The following is a 15,041-nucleotide window of genomic DNA, read 5'->3' on the forward strand; positions in this document are numbered from 1 at the left end:
ATCAGCGCCCCCTCAGGTAGAAAAACAGCAGCACCATGGCCGCGATTGCCACCACGATTAGCGTGTAGTTCGGGGTTTTCGCCCCGAAGGTCACACCGCCCGCCTCGAAGTTCATCTCGACCGGGCCGTTGGTGGTGGTCATCGGCCCGCTGTCACTCACTGACTCCAGTGCACCCAATGCCCCGGACATATCCATGCCGGGAAAGCCCATGCTTGCCCCGGCGGCGGTTCCGGCCAGACTGGCTAAACCGCCAGAAGATGATCCGCTCACAGCGCCCCCTTTTTACGAAAATAGAGAAAGGCCAGCACCAGCACGATGACGCCCACGGCCACCACGCCCGCACTCAGGTACTTAGTGCCATCTGCAGCGGTATAGCCGAGGGAGCTGCCCACAAGTGCGCCGCTGCCCCACAACACACCACCGCCGATTAATAGAGGTACTAAAGGCATTGATTACCTCCGCATTATCAAAACGATGACCAACAGCAGGACAACCGCCCCGCCGATGATCCAGCCATAATGAAAAGACTGGGGGTGCTGCTGGGTGACTGTCGCCGTGTTGCCCGTCTCGTTGGCGTTCGGGTCTTGGGTGCTGTTCGGGGTCGGCTTGCTGTCGAGGTAATCATTCCACCAACTGCCCGCAAACTCCGTCGTGTCTTCCCACGCCCCGCCCAGCATTTCACTGCCTTTGTCCACCGCATCATTAAGCCAATCCAGCATGTTGCCCCCTTAGCCCTTGACCTGTGCCGCCGTGCGCTCAACGTCCAGATATTCCGTAATCACGGTGACGCTGCCCGCGGGCTTTTTCGTCTTGAAGGTAAACAGCAGCTCTTTGGCACGGGCCGTCGGGAACATTTCATTGCGGATAAAACCGCGCATCAGAAAGTCCAGATGGAACATGCCGTCCTGCCACATCAGATCGTTACGGTTCGCCATGTAACGTTCACGCCAGGCGGTGGTTTCATAGGCCACGTTGTCATCACGCTTGATTTCCAGCTCTTCAATCGCATCCGTCATAAAGTGCATGCGGCGAATGCTGCGCTTCATGTCGTTCGGCAGGGTGTTGAAGGTGTTAGTGCCCTGTGCGGGCATATCAATCTGCAAACGCTCCAGACGCGGCAGATACATACGCACCGCCTGCGGCTTGTTGGTCTCAGCAATGACTTCAAGAGTCGGGCTGTCCGGGTCGCCGTCCTGCTTGGCCGCAATATCAACTTGAATCTGCAGTGACTCGCCCAGCATGGTGACCAGTGAAGTCAGCTGCTGGCCGTCTTTGAGCTTCAAGGACAGATCGGCAAAGGACACGATAAAGACCTGTTCACCCTGCGGGGCGAGCGCCGCGGGTACATCCAGCTGTTTGTACTGCTCCAGCGTACGGAAGAAGGTCGCCGGAATACCGCTGATAAACGCGTTACTGTTCAGGCGGAACGTGATTTCCAGCCGCTCTAACGGCAGGTTGGTGTTAAACATGAACGAGTCAAACGTCTGGCCTGTCGGGATCGTCAGCGTTGAACGACCGTTATAAGTCACACCGCTAAAGCTCGACAGTTTGAGCTGCTTAACGCCTTCGTATTTGTAATTGGCTAAGGCTTGCGCCTGCGCTTCTGGGGTAACTGCTACTACATTCATGATTAAAACCACCCGTCGCCGTAAATTGTTTCTTTCAGCGTCTTCAGTGAAGACACATTGTTAATCACTGCAATGATCAGCAAAGTGACCACCACAGTGATCAGCATGACTTTGTGCTCTTTCTTCATAGCGTTCCTTTGTGTTGTTGGTTGAACCGTTGAGGTGGTGCTATGAAAACGACTTTTAGGCAGGTTGGAAATGAGGAGAAACCTATAGGTTAGGCGGGTAACCTATAGGTTTAAACGTGACGGGCGTCACGCTGATTTTTTACTGTTTTTCCGGTAGCTCAGGGCCACTTTGCGGCCTGTCTGGCAGTTCAGCGCCCCTTTCTGATAGTTCCCCACGCCGTCCTCGACGTGGATAAAATCCGCGATCGGCTTGTTGATTTCCAGCTTGTTCATCTTGGCCGAACGCAAGGCGGCAATATCTGCCACGGGAACGGATTTCGCGTCAGACAGGTACTTGGCATCGTTCATTGAATTGACCGCACACAGATACCACGTCGGGGACTGGGTGGTGATGGTTTTCGGCACCTCCTGCCCGCGCTGGAACACGGTCGTCACTATGCCGCCATACTGGCGGGCACCGCGCAGCAACTCCCCGGTTTTCCCTTTCAGGGTGCCGGACGTGGGCGAGCAGGACGCCAGCTCTTCAATGCAGATTTCCAGCGGGGCTTTGCGGCCATCGAGTACCGACCATGCCGCCGCCGAGAAGAATTCCAGCTCCTCAAACACCAAGTCAGACGGGATATAAGCAATTTTAAAGGCGCTGTTTCCCTGCCGGGCTTTGACCAGTGCTTTGAGGAAATCCGCCTTTGAGTGGAAGCCTCTGACCTGCTGGCCCTGAAAGGGTTTCCCGGCGTAGTTTTCGTAAGGGTCAAAGAACACCGCCTGTGCCTTGGCGGTGATGAATTTTGCATGCTTGACCAGTGAGGTTTTCCCGCTGCCCGTGCCGCCGATAATCACCCGGTGCAACGGGTCTAAATGGGTGTTGGAGTTCTTAGGCCGCGGCAGGTTCAGGGTTGGCTTTTTCGCCATTGTCCACCTCCTGCTGTGCTTTCTCCTCGGCCAGTTGGGCGCGCTTCTCCGCCCGAAGCCCTTTCACCTGACGGGCCGTAACGCCACCCAAACCAATGACGGCCACCAAGAACAGAATTTCTTCTTTGTACTGGCCGAGCCAGTTCAGCCACGTTGCGCCGTGTTTCTGCATCAGTGGCCCGGCGGCTTTTAATACCTTGGCCTTGGCTTTCTCGTCGTATTCAAAATCCAGACCGATAGCGAAGGTGATCGCCTGCTCTGACAGGACAAAGCCCAAATCGAGTAAATCAACCGCGGCTTCTGCCGCGTCTTCATCGTTGGCGGCGTCCTGCGCCACTTCATCCGGCTCAGGCACTTCCTGTGATTCAAGTTGCTGAATCGCTGCGCCCCAATCCGCCCAGTCATCCGCTTGGGGTTGTTCTTCGACGAGATCAAACGCCTCAATTTGCTGCAAGTTTTCCGCTGTTGCTGTCATCTTTTTTTCCTTTACACAGACCAATTAAAATCATTACCAGCACAAATAACCCGACTAACCACGGATACAGGGTTTTCCAGTGGATTGTCGGGGTTTTTTGCTCAGGTTCGGTTAACGCGGGTAACCCGTCCTCACTGGTTTGGGTAACGCTCAGGCTAACGCTTTGAACCGTTTCCTGAACGTGTTCCCGAACGGGTTCGCTAACGGTTTGAACAGGCGCGTCACCCAGCGCCTGAACCGTGTCTACCTTGTGCTTTTCAATGTGTTCGTGCATTGACGTGCTGTTGGTACTGTTGCCGCAACGCGGGCAACGGTAGTAGAGCTTGCCAATGTTGCGGGGGTTCTTTGGCGGTTCGCCGGATTCCATCAGGCGGTGCTCCCCGGTCATGTGCACCGTGCAGACCTCGCCACACTCGGGCACGGTGCAGCGTATATAGCCGCGGGTCGGGTTCTTACTCATCCTCGCCCCCTTCCAGCTTTGCCAAGCGGGCCAGTACTTCAGCCCGGTAACCGGCGCGGGCTTTCGCGCTGATCCCGTCGAGCATTTCCAGCTTGTCAAAGAAATCACCCGGCAGGCCGATAGCCTCCAGACTCAGGGAGCCGCCGCTGAACATCACGGCAGAGACCTTTTTCACCAGCACTTTCATATCCAGCGCTTTGAGCTTTTCAATCTCCGCTTTCACCTCTACAGATAAGGCTTCTGCCGTATCAATGGCTTTCTCGGCGTGGCGTAGCTGCTCGGCGGTCATGGTTTCAATCATCAAATTATCCTCGGGTCACAATTAAGCGGTTATTTACCAGTTTGAGCTGGCAATCTTTGTCTATTGGCACTTTAGCCCCGGCCAATATGGGTTTAATCAAGCACTGCACCCCGGCATGGCTCCATCCGGTCACCTGTTTTAAGTGCTCTCCGAGCATGGGGTTACAGTTATTTTCAGTGCTCCAAGGGGAGCCGCTCCGCGACTCTAACAGCGCCCCCAACTCAGACTTTTTCACTAATCGGTAGGTCTCGTTGCATGTCGAAATGAAGGTGCTCACCCCTTCAGAAACCCAGTGAAAGCCAATGGCTTTTTTCACGCTCTCACCGTACTGGTTCTGTTTTTCTTCATAGGCAAGCTGAGCATCAGCGGCGAGCTGGCAAAACAGCGCCCACTTAGAGGAATCCGCCGCCTGTCGCAGCGCTTCGAGTTTTGGATCAATACGGGTTTGTTCTTCAGTAGCCCGGCGCAGATGGCGCCACAGGGAAACAGGCTCACCGCCGAACTGCTGAAACTGGCGGATACGATGCACCGAGGCCCACGCACGGACGCGAAAGGCGCTTTCTTCGGCTTCGGTGTCCGGCATGTGTTTGCCGTTGATGTTTTTGGATACGTATTTCGCGATGTACGCCGTAGCGCCGCCCTTGGCCGGGTCAGCTTCCTTGACGTCAAAGCGCGGGGAAATGTCGTCTCCCAGCTCGGCTCTGTCTTCACTGGTCGCCACGCCGGATATGATTCTAATCAGAGTGTCTTTGTCTTTCGGATCGCAGAACAGAAAATAGTGGCCATGGCTGGTGCCGTCTTTGTGCGGCTCTGCCACGCGAAAACCGAAGTAGTGAATATCTTCTTTGGCAATCAGGGCACGGGCCTGCGCCCACTGCTGCATCAGATTGCTATGGCCTTCTTTGACCGTGGCCCCGTTCCACTTGTTAGAATTGCGGTGGTACTTACTAGGCAGTGTCCACGTGAGAAACAACGCGGTATAACCCAAGTCCTGCGCCAGCTCTTCAAAGCCGCGGGAACGCACCATCATTTCAATGCGGCGGTTTTCCGGGTTGGCCGTGGTGCGTTTGATCACTTCGGCAAGGTCGAAGTGCTCCCCGGTGGCCTCGTTGTAAACCACTGTGCCCTGAATAAAGCGTTCCGCTTCACGCTGCTTGTTCTTCCAGTTCTGGAAAGACGGATAGGAAATGTATTTCGACTGGTGCCCCTTGTCGCCCACGCGCTCAAGGGCAATCTGGGCGTACTCGATGTACTGCGCCCGAAGGTGTAACAAGCGGCGCTCAATCCATTCTTCAGACTGCATTTTCAGCACTGAAGCCGTGAGTTCTTGCTCGGCCCGTTCTTCTTCCATCTTGTCGCCCGGCATGACTGGCGGGTTAATGGAAATAGCCCGGATATTCTCAGCCAACACGGTATAGATATGCTTCATGGCCTCCAGAAAGCTGTCAAAAACTTGCGGGTCAATGTCTTTCATTGCCTGCATATTCTCATCAGCAACCAGACGGGCCAGCTTACGCACGGCCTCGTCTCGCATCAGAATGTTGTGGTTCAAACGCTCGGCGTTGACCTTGTTGCGGCTGTCGACAAAGGAAAACTTGTTTTCAATGAAGGGGGCGACTTTTAAGCCGAACTTGACCGCCTCATCACTGAAGCGGTCAAGGTTGTCACGGGTAGCCGCGCCGCGCTGCTGGCGGCTGGCTATCTTGGTGCGGATATCCTGACGGACGACTTGCGGGAGACGTTTTAAGAAATGGCGAGTAAAAATAGTACCGTGTCGCATTACTCATTGACCTCATAACAGCCTGTTGGCGTGCATGTGTAGTTCATCGGGCGGGGTGTGTAGGTGCGCTTTCTTATCCCGTGCTTTTCCCGCAATTTGCCCAGCAGGAACACAGCGCGCTGGCGTTTCTCGGGATCAGGGCTGACCATGCCAGCCATGTCCGGGCAAGGGGCGTGAATCGGATCCATACATCACCCTTAAATCGCTGATTTCCAATCTTGATACTGTTCTGCCTGTTCTATAGCCAATTGCTCAAGCGCCCTCATGTTGATGAAATTCAACCCTCGCTCGTTTCGCTCACGTTTCAGCACAGGCAACATGCCCCGTTTTATCTGGCCTCGAACAGCATCAAGAGTCTGTCCCGTTATCTCTGCATACATCTGAGGTGTTACAAATGGAGCGTTATGTTGACGGATGTTGTTTTCTGTTTTCATTTTTTCACCTATCATTGACCTTTATTGCTAACAAAGTCACCTTGTTTTCCTTAGTTGCCATTCATAATAGTTCTTAAGGAAAACAGAAGTCAACAAAAAAGGATTGTGAATTATGCGTGAGTGGTTTTTGTCAACAGAGCTTGTTGAGATAGAAGGAATGCCTAGCAGTCGACAGGGAGTAAGCGTAAAAGCCAATAGGAACAATTGGTTAAAGAGGAAGGCGCAGGGAAAGGGGAGCGCTGTTGAATATCACATATCAAACTTTCATGAAAATGCACAGAAGGCTTTAATAGCCTTACACGGCTCTGAGCATGAAAAAAGTAAAATGATGGAAACAATCAGTAATCTAAAGAAAACAGGCGACAAGTACAGAAGCCTGGAATACACAAAGCCATTACTGTTTGATTCAAGGGAACCCAATGCTTCAGCTATTTTTGAAGCACTACCTGTGAATGAGGCGGATACCATAGACATTCCAGAATTTAATGTACAAGCAGCCGCAGGAGCTGGCTGCCTAAGTAATACTGAGTACCAAACCAGCGTTTTTACAGTCTCTACTGCACTGGTAAGGAGCCTCGGCCTTCTCCCTGAATATTCAGCAATAGTATTTTGTTCAGGTGAAAGTATGTTGCCGACCATGGATGACGGTGATCGCATTCTTGTCGATACCAGAGAACTGACCGAGCCAGTTAAAGATGGGGTTTATGTCATTCGTATTGATGAAATGGTTTATGTTAAGCGATTGAAATGGAATATTTTAAATCAATCCTACAGAGTAGTTTCAGATAATCCGAGCTATGAAGATTTTGAAATGGCAGGAGAAGATCTCAAGCGTCTAAAAATAATCGGTCGTGCTGCAATGGTGATGAGGTCACTATGAGCATAAAAAAAGATGGCGATAAATGGCTGGTCGATATCAGGCCAGCCGGGAGGGATGGCAAACGCTTTAGGCGGAAATTTGACAAGAAAGCCGAAGCATTGGCTTACGAAAAATACATTCTTGCGAGGGCACATAACAAAGAGTGGTTAGGCCCTCCAGTAGATAACAGGAAACTATCTGAACTGATTGAAATATGGTGGAAAAAGTCAGGACAATTTAAAAGGACGGCGAGTAACTATCTGAAAAAACTTGAATTGATCTGTACTGAGCTAGGTGATCCGCCTGTCAATAAGATTGATAACAAATTGCTTTCTGATTGGGTGCACTACAGACAAGAGAAGGGACAGAAGCCAGCAACGATTAGCCGCTTGATAAGCACTGTAAGTAATGTTTTTACAGTGCTTACCTCTACAGGGGATTTCACAGGTACTCATCCGATAAAAGGATTTAAGCTACCCAAAATTACCCGAAGAGAAATGACATTTTTAACCGAAAGCCAAATCAGTCAGTTATTGGATGCAGTGAAGCATGATAAAGAACTGATGATGGCCGTTGAAATATGCTTAGCAACAGGCTCAAGATGGAGAGAAACAATCACATTAAAAGCAAGCAACCTCTCACCATACCGCATCCGGTTTACCAACACGAAAACAGGCAAACCAAGAACAGTTCCAATCAGTGAGGAGCTGTATCACCGCATATATCCCCAATCAGGAAGCGATGTTTTCTCATTTGACCCTCAGGCGGAGTTGTATGAAATCTTGGAAAAACTGGATTTTGGATTACCTAAAGGGCAAAAGGTGCATGTATTGAGACATACCTTTGCCAGTCACTTTATCATGGCAGGAGGAAACATCCTCACACTGCGAGACATACTTGGTCATTCAAGCATTGCTCAAACGATGGCATACGCCCATCTCGCACCTGATCACCTGGTAGATGCAGTAAGGTTCAATCCGCTGAGTAAAATGGCAGATAGAGCGTCCACATTATGCCCACTTTAACTACCTTTCTTAGACTAACATGACCAACAAACTACATAAAAACCATTCAAAATCAACACCATATGATTTTGTTACCTTTCTTAAACCATAAAAAAAGGCCCTCATTGAGCGCCTTTTTGTCTTCAGTGAACAGCTATCACAGATTAGGCCCCAGCCATTTCTCCGCTTCGATCTCATCCCAGCCTTTACGCTCGGCGTAGCTTTCCATCTGGTCACGCTGGATCTGTGCAACGGCAAAATAGCGCGATTCCGGATGTGAGAAGTACCAGCCTGATACGGCCGCTCCCGGCCACATGGCGTAGCTTTCTGTCAGAATCATACCGGTATTAGCCTCTGCATCCAACAATGTCCAGATCTCGCCTTTCTCTGTGTGTTCCGGACAAGCCGGATAGCCTGGTGCTGGCCGGATACCCTGGTATTTCTCACGGATCAGATCTTCGTTACTCAGGTTCTCGTCCGGCGCATAGCCCCAGATCTCCTTACGGACAGTCTCATGCATGAATTCCGCAAAGGCTTCAGCAAGACGATCTGCCACCGCTTGAATCATAATCGCGTTGTAATCATCGCCTTTGGCTTTGAACTGATCGGCAATCTCATATTCACCGATTCCGCCGGTTACCGCAAAGGCACCAATCCAGTCAGCTTTACCGCTTTCTTTCGGGGCAATGTAATCCGACAGACAGTAATTCGGCCCTTTGGGTTTCTCTGTCTGCTGGCGCAGTCCGCGTAAGGTTGTCAGTACCTGGGTTCGGGTCTCATCGGTGTAGACTTCGATATCATCACCAATATTATTGGCCGGGAATATGCCACAGACACCATTGGCCTTTATCATGCCGCTGGCTTCGATCTCATCCAGCAGCTGATTGGCATCATCAAATAGGCGCTGGGCTTCCTGACCCACTACTTCGTGGCGCAAAATGGTGGGATATTTACCACTCAGCGACCAGGTCATAAAGAAGGGCGTCCAGTCGATATAACGACGCAGTGTCGCAATGTCGAAATCCTTGAAGACGTGGATTCCCGGCTTTTGCGGCGCGGGAGGAGTGTAGCTATTCCAGTCAATCGCCACTTTATTGGCGCGGGCAGCTTCCAGGCTGACAGGAGCACTTCGTGGACGCTTACGGGCGTGTTGCTCCCGCACTACCTCGTATTCCTTGTCAAGGCGCTCAACAAACGCTGGCCGCTGGGCATCCGACAAGAGTGCCGAACATACCCCTACAGCACGCGAGGCGTTTGAGACATAAACGACAGGGGCATGGTAGTTCTGCTCAATTTTGACTGCCGTGTGGGCCTTGGACGTTGTTGCCCCGCCAATCAGCAAAGGAAGATCAAAGCCCTGACGCTCCATTTCTTTGGCGACATGCACCATTTCATCAAGTGAAGGAGTGATCAGCCCGGAGAGGCCGATAATATCGACCTTCTCTTCTTTGGCCACTTTCAGGATCTTGTCGCAAGACACCATGACGCCCAGATCGATGATCTCGTAGTTATTACACTGCAGCACCACTCCGACAATATTTTTACCGATATCGTGCACATCGCCTTTCACCGTGGCGAGCAGTATTTTGCCATTAGTGCGTCCGACTTGCTTCTCAGCATTGATGTAAGGTTCGAGATAAGCGACGGCCTGTTTCATCACCCGAGCTGATTTCACCACCTGAGGCAAGAACATTTTACCTTCACCGAACAGATCACCGACTATGTTCATACCTGCCATCAAAGGCCCTTCAATCACCTCTAACGGTTTTTCCGCGTTCTGACGGGCTTCTTCGGTATCTTCAACAATAAACTCAGTGATCCCTTTGACCAGCGCATGGGACAGGCGTTTATCGACCGGCCAGCCGCGCCATTCAGCGGCTGTTTTATCTTCTACCGCTTCGCCGCTGCCCCGGTACTTATCCGCAAGATCCAGCAAGCGCTCGGTAGAGTCATCCCGGCGATTCAATACAACGTCTTCAACGGCTTCGCGTAACTCGTCTGCCAGGTCATCGTAAATGGCCAGCTGACCGGCATTCACAATGCCCATATCCATGCCATTTTTAAAACAGTGATACAGGAACACGGCATGAATCGCTTCCCGCACAGGATCATTACCACGGAACGAGAAAGACACATTCGAAACACCACCCGACACCATCGCATGTGGCAGAGTGCGCTTGATGTCTCCTACAGCTTCAATGAAATCAACCGCGTAGTTATTGTGCTCATCAATCCCGGTAGCTACTGCGAAAATGTTCGGGTCAAAAATGATATCTTCCGGCGGGTAGCCCACCTCATCAACCAGAATGCGATAGGCATTGGTACAGATCTCTATCTTACGCTCACGAGTATCGGCCTGACCCACTTCATCAAACGCCATCACAATCACGGCTGCGCCATAGCGGCGAATCAGTTTCGCCTGTTCAACAAACTTCTCTTTACCTTCTTTGAGAGATATTGAGTTAACAATTGGCTTACCCTGCACACACTTAAGGCCAGCTTCCAGTATTTCCCACTTGGATGAGTCAATCATAATGGGGACACGGGAGATTTCAGGCTCAGAGGCACACAGGTTCAGAAAGCGCACCATGGCAGCTTCGGCATCCAGCATGCCTTCATCCATATTGATATCGATGATCTGAGCACCGGCTTCCACCTGCTGACGTGCCACTTCCAGCGCTTCGTCATAGAGCTCTTCTTTGATTAACCTACGGAAACGGGCTGAACCTGTCACATTGGTCCGCTCACCGACATTGACAAATAAAGTGTCTTTTTCAATGGTTAGCGGCTCAAGCCCTGATAAACGGCAGGCCACAGGAATCTCAGGCAATGGACGTGGCGCTACATTCTCCGTCACCCGGGCCATTTCACGAATATGCTCTGGCGTGGTGCCACAACAACCGCCCACCAGGTTCAGAAAGCCGGACTCCGCCCATTCTTTGATATGCTCAGCCATTTCTGTCGCTTCAAGGTCATACTCGCCGAATGCGTTTGGCAGACCGGCATTCGGGTGCGCTGATACCGCACACTCAGAAATACGTGATAATTCTTCCACATACTGACGCAGCTCATCCGGACCCAATGCACAGTTAAGGCCAAATGAAATAGGTTTGACGTGTCGCAGAGAATTGTAAAAAGCTTCAGTGGTTTGTCCTGATAAGGTGCGGCCGGAGGCATCGGTGATTGTGCCTGAAATCATAACAGGCAAAGTCACGCCCAGCTCTTCAAAGACCTTATCCACGGCAAACGCACAGGCTTTGGCATTCAGGGTATCAAAAATAGTTTCAATCAGGATGATATCGGACCCGCCAGCTATCAGGGCGCGGGTTGATTCGGAATACGCTGCTACCAGCAGATCAAACGACACGTTCCTGAAACCGGGATCGTTCACATCCGGTGATATTGAGCAGGTACGGTTAGTCGGACCGAGAACACCAGCTACAAATCGTGGTTTGTCCGGTGTTTTCGCCGTCCACTCATCAGCCGCCTGACGAGCCAGCTTTGCCGCTTCGAAATTAATCTCGGCACTCAGACTCTCCATGTCATAGTCAGCCATGGCAATAGTCGTTGAGTTGAAAGTGTTGGTCTCAAGAATATCAGCGCCGGCTTCAAGATAAGCGGAGTGAATATCCTTGATCAGTTGCGGCTGGGAGAGTACCAGCAGATCGTTATTGCCTTTAAGATCCGAATGCCAATCAGAAAAACGTTCACCACGGTAATCCTCTTCATCCAGCTTGTAGCTCTGGATCATGGTGCCCATGCCCCCATCTATGATGAGGATCTGTTCCTTAAGTCGCTTTTGTAATAAATCCGTATCCTTCGACACTGCTTACTTCCTTACACTTAAACCTATCAGCTGCTAACATCCTATCACAGCCTGATTGGAAATCTAGACGTCCATATATCGTTTGCGGAAACTTATTATCCAAGCGTAAGCCTAAAGTTTTTATGGCTATCAGAGGCCCGAGCATTTATATTTTGTCACAATTTTTGCTTAACACTTTAACAACAGATGAGGATCAAGGATGTCGGTATACAGTACCCTCTGTTTTCTCGCCGCCGCTGCGATGGTTATTGCCTTTATTAACCACAAAATAGGCAAGATGCAAACCACTATCGCCATCACAGCCGGTGCTATTATTTTATCGCTCGGAATTGTGATCGCAGGCCACAACGGCTGGTTTCACCTCGAAGAAATTGCTGCGGAACAGCTGGGTCAGATCGATTTCGAAAGCTTTCTGCTAAAAGGCATTTTAGGCTTCTTACTTTTTGCTGGCGGTTTAGGGATCAAGCTGCCACATCTCGAAGATCAAAAATGGGAAATCACCATTCTGGCACTGGGGGCCACACTGTTTTCCACATTCTTCATCGGTGGCAGCCTTTGGTGGATATGCCAGATGCTGGGAATCCAGTTAGACCTGATTTACTGCCTGCTGTTCGGCGCATTAATTTCACCGACGGACCCAATAGCCGTGCTGGCGATAGTAAAAAAACTGCACGCGCCGCGCCGCATCTCCACACAAATTGAAGGTGAGTCGCTGTTTAACGATGGATTTGGCCTGGTCATCTTCGTCACTTTGTTTACCATCGCCTTTGGTGATGAAGCACCTACTGTGCTGGGTGTTGGCCATCTTTTCCTGCAGGAAGCCATTGGTGGCATAACCTATGGTTTTGTTCTCGGCCTGCTGTTCCATTATCTGATCAGTTCGACAGACGATCACTCCATGGAACTTCTGCTGACTCTGGGAATCCCAACGGCTGGTTATGCTTTTGCCGATGTTATTCATGTGTCCGGGCCGCTAGCTATGGTGGTCTCCGGTATCATGATAGGCAACTGGACCCGTTATATCGGCTTTTCTAAAGAGAGTGAAGACCATCTGGATCACTTCTGGGAGTTGGTTGATGAATTCCTGAACGGTGTACTCTTCCTGCTGATTGGTATGAGCATGCTGTCTTTCAGCTTCCATGAGGAAGACTGGACACTGATGGTGATAGCTGTGCCGCTGGTGCTACTGGCGCGCTACCTGAGTGTGAAGCTGTCGTACCTTGGCTTTAAACGTTTCCGCCAATACAATCCCGAGTCGGTGAAGATCCTCACTTGGGGTGGCTTGCGCGGTGGTCTTGCTCTGGCGATGGCGATGGCGATCCCTGCCGGTGTTATCGTTATTCCGGAGAAAAATATTGATGTGAAAGAGATAATTCTGGTGATGACCTATTCAGTCGTGGTGTTCTCTATCCTGATCCAGGGCTCTACCATCACACCTATGATCGAAAAAGCCAAAGCCTGGGAAGCGAAAAAAGCGAAAGAGAACAAACAAACCGCTCATGCTCACCAACAACCGGAAACCGATCCCAAATCCTGAATACCCGAATACTGACGATGAAAAAGACCTGCTTTGGCAGGTCTTTTTATTTGTGAGGGCAACGTCAATCAGTCGTCCTTGGTGAATTGATCTTCCGAGAAGTGATCCAAATCATAAGGCGTTTGCTGATAGACGCAATAGTTCAGCCAGTTAGCAAATAACAAATGGCCATGACTGCGCCAACTCGCAACAGGCGGTTTATCCGGATCATTATCCTGATAGTAATTTACTGGGATTTTGGGCTCCATCCCCTCTCCCAGATCACGCATATATTCATTATGTAATGTATGGGCATCGTATTCAGGATGTCCTGTCACGAAGACATTACGCTTATCTTTGGTGGCGGCTAAATACACTCCTGCCTGATCTGAGGTGGCCAGAATGTCCAGATCAGTGTGCTCCGATAAAAACTCAGGCGAGAAGTCGGCATAGCGCGAGTGGGGAGCCCAAAAGGTATCGTCAAAACCTCTCAGAAGAGGATGATGGGGATTGTGGACCCTATGGGTGTAGATACCTGATAATTTCTCTTTGCGGGTACGCTTAGGTAAATCGTACATCAGCTTAAGCCCAGCCTGAGCGGCCCAGCACACATACATGGTCGAAGTCACGTGCCCTTTCGCCCAGGTCAGAATGGCCTGGATTTCTTCCCAGTACAGCACATCTTCAAACTGCACTAAGCCCAGCGGAGCACCTGTCACAATCAAGCCATCGAAATTTCTGTGCTTCACCATTTCGAATTGCCGGTAGAACGTATCCAAATGCTCCGTTGGCGTATTTTTCGTCGGGCGGTTATCAATCCGCAGTAACTCAACATCAACCTGCAGAGGACTGTTTGATAACAGACGAAGAAACTGAGTTTCAGTTTCAATTTTTTTCGGCATCAGATTAAGCAACAATACCTTCAGCGGGCGAATTTCCTGACTGGCAGCGCGTTTTGCAGACATGACGAAGATATTCTCACTACGAAGAATATCAGTTGCCGGTAACTGATCAGGAATTTTAATGGGCATGTGTTGCTCTCCCTAAGATGTACAGACGTCCAGATACCCAAAAATTATAGAATTTCTACTCACACTGCAAGCTTTACCGCATTAAAAGAATTATAGATAGTTAAGAACATAATGAATAATTCTAATGAAAGCAGCAGGCTAGCGAAAGAGACGCTGAAAATAGCAGATAACAGAAATGAAAAAACCCAGCCGAAGGCTGGGTTTTGAAGGAGGTGCTTAGTAATGTCCTACTCTCACATGGGGAGGCCCCACACTACCATCGGCGCTGCTGCGTTTCACGTCTGAGTTCGGCATGGGATCAGGTGGTTCCACAGCGCTATTGTCACTAAGCAAATTCTGGTGCTAGTACCCAGATTTGAACTGGGGGCCTCACCCTTACCAAGGGTGCGCTCTACCAACTGAGCTATACCAGCAAATTCTTATCTAAACAAAGTCTTACGCTTCACTGCTTTGTTTGGTTAATTTGTCGCTGTGCGATGACGATTTTGATGCGAGAAGCGCAGTGTACATTCAGTACATGAGCATCGCAGCACTCAAAAGCGGCAAGCTACCGTAGACAAATTAGTAATTAAAGCCTGGCGATGACCTACTCTCACATGGGGAGACCCCACACTACCATCGGCGCTGCTGCGTTTCACGTCTGAGTTCGGCATGGGATCAGGTGGGTCCGCAACGCTATGGTCGCCAGG

At 50.5% G+C, this 15,041-nt stretch carries 17 protein-coding genes, 1 tRNA gene and 2 rRNA genes; 3 read left to right on the top strand and 17 right to left on the bottom strand.

Translation table 11 applies throughout. The features are described 5' to 3' along the window. Position 1 precedes the first annotated feature (1 nt). The 12 genes from IFO68_RS10780 to IFO68_RS10830 all read right to left on the bottom strand — a co-directional run bounded on the left by IFO68_RS10780 (position 2) and on the right by IFO68_RS10830 (position 6,116). A complete protein-coding gene (locus IFO68_RS10780; RefSeq protein ID WP_120513245.1) occupies positions 2-271 on the bottom strand; it encodes a hypothetical protein in 270 nt (89 codons plus the stop codon). After that, positions 268-450, bottom strand: coding sequence for a hypothetical protein (locus tag IFO68_RS10785; protein ID WP_192015887.1), 183 nt, complete (start codon positions 448-450; stop codon positions 268-270). Before IFO68_RS10785 ends, IFO68_RS10780 begins: the two co-directional genes overlap by 4 nt. Before the next feature lie 3 nt (positions 451-453). Next, positions 454-720 (bottom strand): hypothetical protein, encoded by a 267-nt coding sequence (locus IFO68_RS10790; RefSeq protein WP_192015888.1) that lies wholly within the window; start codon positions 718-720, stop codon positions 454-456. Between the two features lie 9 nt (positions 721-729). Beyond that, positions 730-1,629, bottom strand: a complete 900-nt coding sequence (locus tag IFO68_RS10795; RefSeq protein WP_192015889.1) for a major capsid protein P2 — start codon at positions 1,627-1,629, stop codon at positions 730-732. Between the two features lie 2 nt (positions 1,630-1,631). Continuing rightward, positions 1,632-1,757 (bottom strand): hypothetical protein, encoded by a 126-nt coding sequence (locus tag IFO68_RS22000; RefSeq protein ID WP_255558100.1) that lies wholly within the window; start codon positions 1,755-1,757, stop codon positions 1,632-1,634. Between the two features lie 126 nt (positions 1,758-1,883). Beyond that, the gene (locus IFO68_RS10800; RefSeq protein ID WP_192015890.1) at positions 1,884-2,666 is read right to left on the bottom strand and encodes a hypothetical protein; all 783 of its coding nucleotides are present in this window, start codon (positions 2,664-2,666) and stop codon (positions 1,884-1,886) included. After that, positions 2,629-3,141, bottom strand: a complete 513-nt coding sequence (locus tag IFO68_RS10805; RefSeq protein ID WP_192015891.1) for a hypothetical protein — start codon at positions 3,139-3,141, stop codon at positions 2,629-2,631. The genes IFO68_RS10800 and IFO68_RS10805 overlap by 38 nt, the downstream gene beginning before the upstream one ends. After that, on the bottom strand, positions 3,107-3,601 hold the full coding sequence (locus IFO68_RS10810; RefSeq protein WP_192015892.1) for a hypothetical protein: 495 nt from the start codon (positions 3,599-3,601) through the stop codon (positions 3,107-3,109). Before IFO68_RS10810 ends, IFO68_RS10805 begins: the two co-directional genes overlap by 35 nt. Continuing rightward, complete coding sequence (locus IFO68_RS10815; RefSeq protein WP_192015893.1) at positions 3,594-3,902, bottom strand: hypothetical protein; 309 nt, start codon at positions 3,900-3,902, stop codon at positions 3,594-3,596. The genes IFO68_RS10810 and IFO68_RS10815 overlap by 8 nt, the downstream gene beginning before the upstream one ends. A 4-nt stretch (positions 3,903-3,906) precedes the next feature. Beyond that, entirely contained in the window at positions 3,907-5,682 is a 1,776-nt protein-coding gene (locus IFO68_RS10820) for a replication endonuclease (protein WP_192015894.1), read from the bottom strand. Next, a complete protein-coding gene (locus IFO68_RS10825; protein WP_192015895.1) occupies positions 5,682-5,870 on the bottom strand; it encodes a hypothetical protein in 189 nt (62 codons plus the stop codon). The genes IFO68_RS10820 and IFO68_RS10825 overlap by 1 nt, the downstream gene beginning before the upstream one ends. A 9-nt stretch (positions 5,871-5,879) precedes the next feature. After that, entirely contained in the window at positions 5,880-6,116 is a 237-nt protein-coding gene (locus IFO68_RS10830) for a hypothetical protein (protein WP_036760011.1), read from the bottom strand. Between the two features lie 112 nt (positions 6,117-6,228). On the opposite strand from IFO68_RS10830, the gene IFO68_RS10835 reads away from it, so the two are divergent. Both IFO68_RS10835 and IFO68_RS10840 read left to right on the top strand, forming a co-directional pair. Beyond that, positions 6,229-6,996, top strand: a complete 768-nt coding sequence (locus tag IFO68_RS10835; RefSeq protein WP_120513479.1) for a helix-turn-helix domain-containing protein — start codon at positions 6,229-6,231, stop codon at positions 6,994-6,996. Beyond that, positions 6,993-8,000 carry a phage integrase gene (locus IFO68_RS10840; RefSeq protein WP_120513477.1) on the top strand — a complete coding sequence of 336 codons (1,008 nt, stop codon included), beginning with the start codon at positions 6,993-6,995 and terminating at the stop codon, positions 7,998-8,000. The genes IFO68_RS10835 and IFO68_RS10840 overlap by 4 nt, the downstream gene beginning before the upstream one ends. A gap of 136 nt (positions 8,001-8,136) precedes the next feature. Here IFO68_RS10840 and metH read toward each other — a convergent pair whose 3' ends face one another. Further along, positions 8,137-11,805: a methionine synthase gene (gene metH, locus IFO68_RS10845; RefSeq protein ID WP_192015896.1), complete on the bottom strand. Its 3,669-nt coding sequence runs from the start codon at positions 11,803-11,805 to the stop codon at positions 8,137-8,139. A gap of 199 nt (positions 11,806-12,004) precedes the next feature. Here metH and IFO68_RS10850 point away from each other — a divergent pair, with 199 nt between their 5' ends. Next, positions 12,005-13,342: a cation:proton antiporter gene (locus tag IFO68_RS10850; RefSeq protein WP_192015897.1), complete on the top strand. Its 1,338-nt coding sequence runs from the start codon at positions 12,005-12,007 to the stop codon at positions 13,340-13,342. Between the two features lie 68 nt (positions 13,343-13,410). Here IFO68_RS10850 and metA read toward each other — a convergent pair whose 3' ends face one another. The 4 genes from metA to rrf (IFO68_RS10870) all read right to left on the bottom strand — a co-directional run bounded on the left by metA (position 13,411) and on the right by rrf (IFO68_RS10870) (position 15,041). Continuing rightward, positions 13,411-14,352 carry a homoserine O-acetyltransferase MetA gene (gene metA / locus IFO68_RS10855; RefSeq protein ID WP_192015898.1) on the bottom strand — a complete coding sequence of 314 codons (942 nt, stop codon included), beginning with the start codon at positions 14,350-14,352 and terminating at the stop codon, positions 13,411-13,413. A 214-nt stretch (positions 14,353-14,566) separates the two neighbouring features. Continuing rightward, a 5S ribosomal RNA gene (gene rrf, locus IFO68_RS10860) occupies positions 14,567-14,682 on the bottom strand. 7 nt (positions 14,683-14,689) lie between these two features. After that, a tRNA-Thr gene (locus IFO68_RS10865) sits at positions 14,690-14,765 on the bottom strand. Between the two features lie 160 nt (positions 14,766-14,925). Then, a 5S ribosomal RNA gene (rrf, locus tag IFO68_RS10870) occupies positions 14,926-15,041 on the bottom strand.

Source organism: Photobacterium arenosum (assembly GCF_014841115.1).
Classification (GTDB): Bacteria; Pseudomonadota; Gammaproteobacteria; order Enterobacterales; family Vibrionaceae; genus Photobacterium; species Photobacterium arenosum.

What these genes read in the sequence shown, in the direction of transcription:
- IFO68_RS10835 (WP_120513479.1), top strand. Translation starts at nt 6,229, where the DNA reads ATGCGTGAGTGGTTTTTGTCAACAGAGCTTGTTGAGATAGAAGGAATG.
- IFO68_RS10790 (WP_192015888.1), bottom strand. Translation starts at nt 720, where the DNA reads ATGCTGGATTGGCTTAATGATGCGGTGGACAAAGGCAGTGAAATGCTG.
- IFO68_RS10830 (WP_036760011.1), bottom strand. Translation starts at nt 6,116, where the DNA reads ATGAAAACAGAAAACAACATCCGTCAACATAACGCTCCATTTGTAACA.
- IFO68_RS10815 (WP_192015893.1), bottom strand. Translation starts at nt 3,902, where the DNA reads ATGATTGAAACCATGACCGCCGAGCAGCTACGCCACGCCGAGAAAGCC.
- IFO68_RS10810 (WP_192015892.1), bottom strand. Translation starts at nt 3,601, where the DNA reads ATGAGTAAGAACCCGACCCGCGGCTATATACGCTGCACCGTGCCCGAG.
- IFO68_RS10820 (WP_192015894.1), bottom strand. Translation starts at nt 5,682, where the DNA reads ATGCGACACGGTACTATTTTTACTCGCCATTTCTTAAAACGTCTCCCG.
- IFO68_RS10795 (WP_192015889.1), bottom strand. Translation starts at nt 1,629, where the DNA reads ATGAATGTAGTAGCAGTTACCCCAGAAGCGCAGGCGCAAGCCTTAGCC.
- IFO68_RS22000 (WP_255558100.1), bottom strand. Translation starts at nt 1,757, where the DNA reads ATGAAGAAAGAGCACAAAGTCATGCTGATCACTGTGGTGGTCACTTTG.
- IFO68_RS10800 (WP_192015890.1), bottom strand. Translation starts at nt 2,666, where the DNA reads ATGGCGAAAAAGCCAACCCTGAACCTGCCGCGGCCTAAGAACTCCAAC.
- IFO68_RS10850 (WP_192015897.1), top strand. Translation starts at nt 12,005, where the DNA reads ATGTCGGTATACAGTACCCTCTGTTTTCTCGCCGCCGCTGCGATGGTT.
- metA (WP_192015898.1), bottom strand. Translation starts at nt 14,352, where the DNA reads ATGCCCATTAAAATTCCTGATCAGTTACCGGCAACTGATATTCTTCGT.
- IFO68_RS10840 (WP_120513477.1), top strand. Translation starts at nt 6,993, where the DNA reads ATGAGCATAAAAAAAGATGGCGATAAATGGCTGGTCGATATCAGGCCA.
- IFO68_RS10825 (WP_192015895.1), bottom strand. Translation starts at nt 5,870, where the DNA reads ATGGATCCGATTCACGCCCCTTGCCCGGACATGGCTGGCATGGTCAGC.
- IFO68_RS10805 (WP_192015891.1), bottom strand. Translation starts at nt 3,141, where the DNA reads ATGACAGCAACAGCGGAAAACTTGCAGCAAATTGAGGCGTTTGATCTC.
- IFO68_RS10785 (WP_192015887.1), bottom strand. Translation starts at nt 450, where the DNA reads ATGCCTTTAGTACCTCTATTAATCGGCGGTGGTGTGTTGTGGGGCAGC.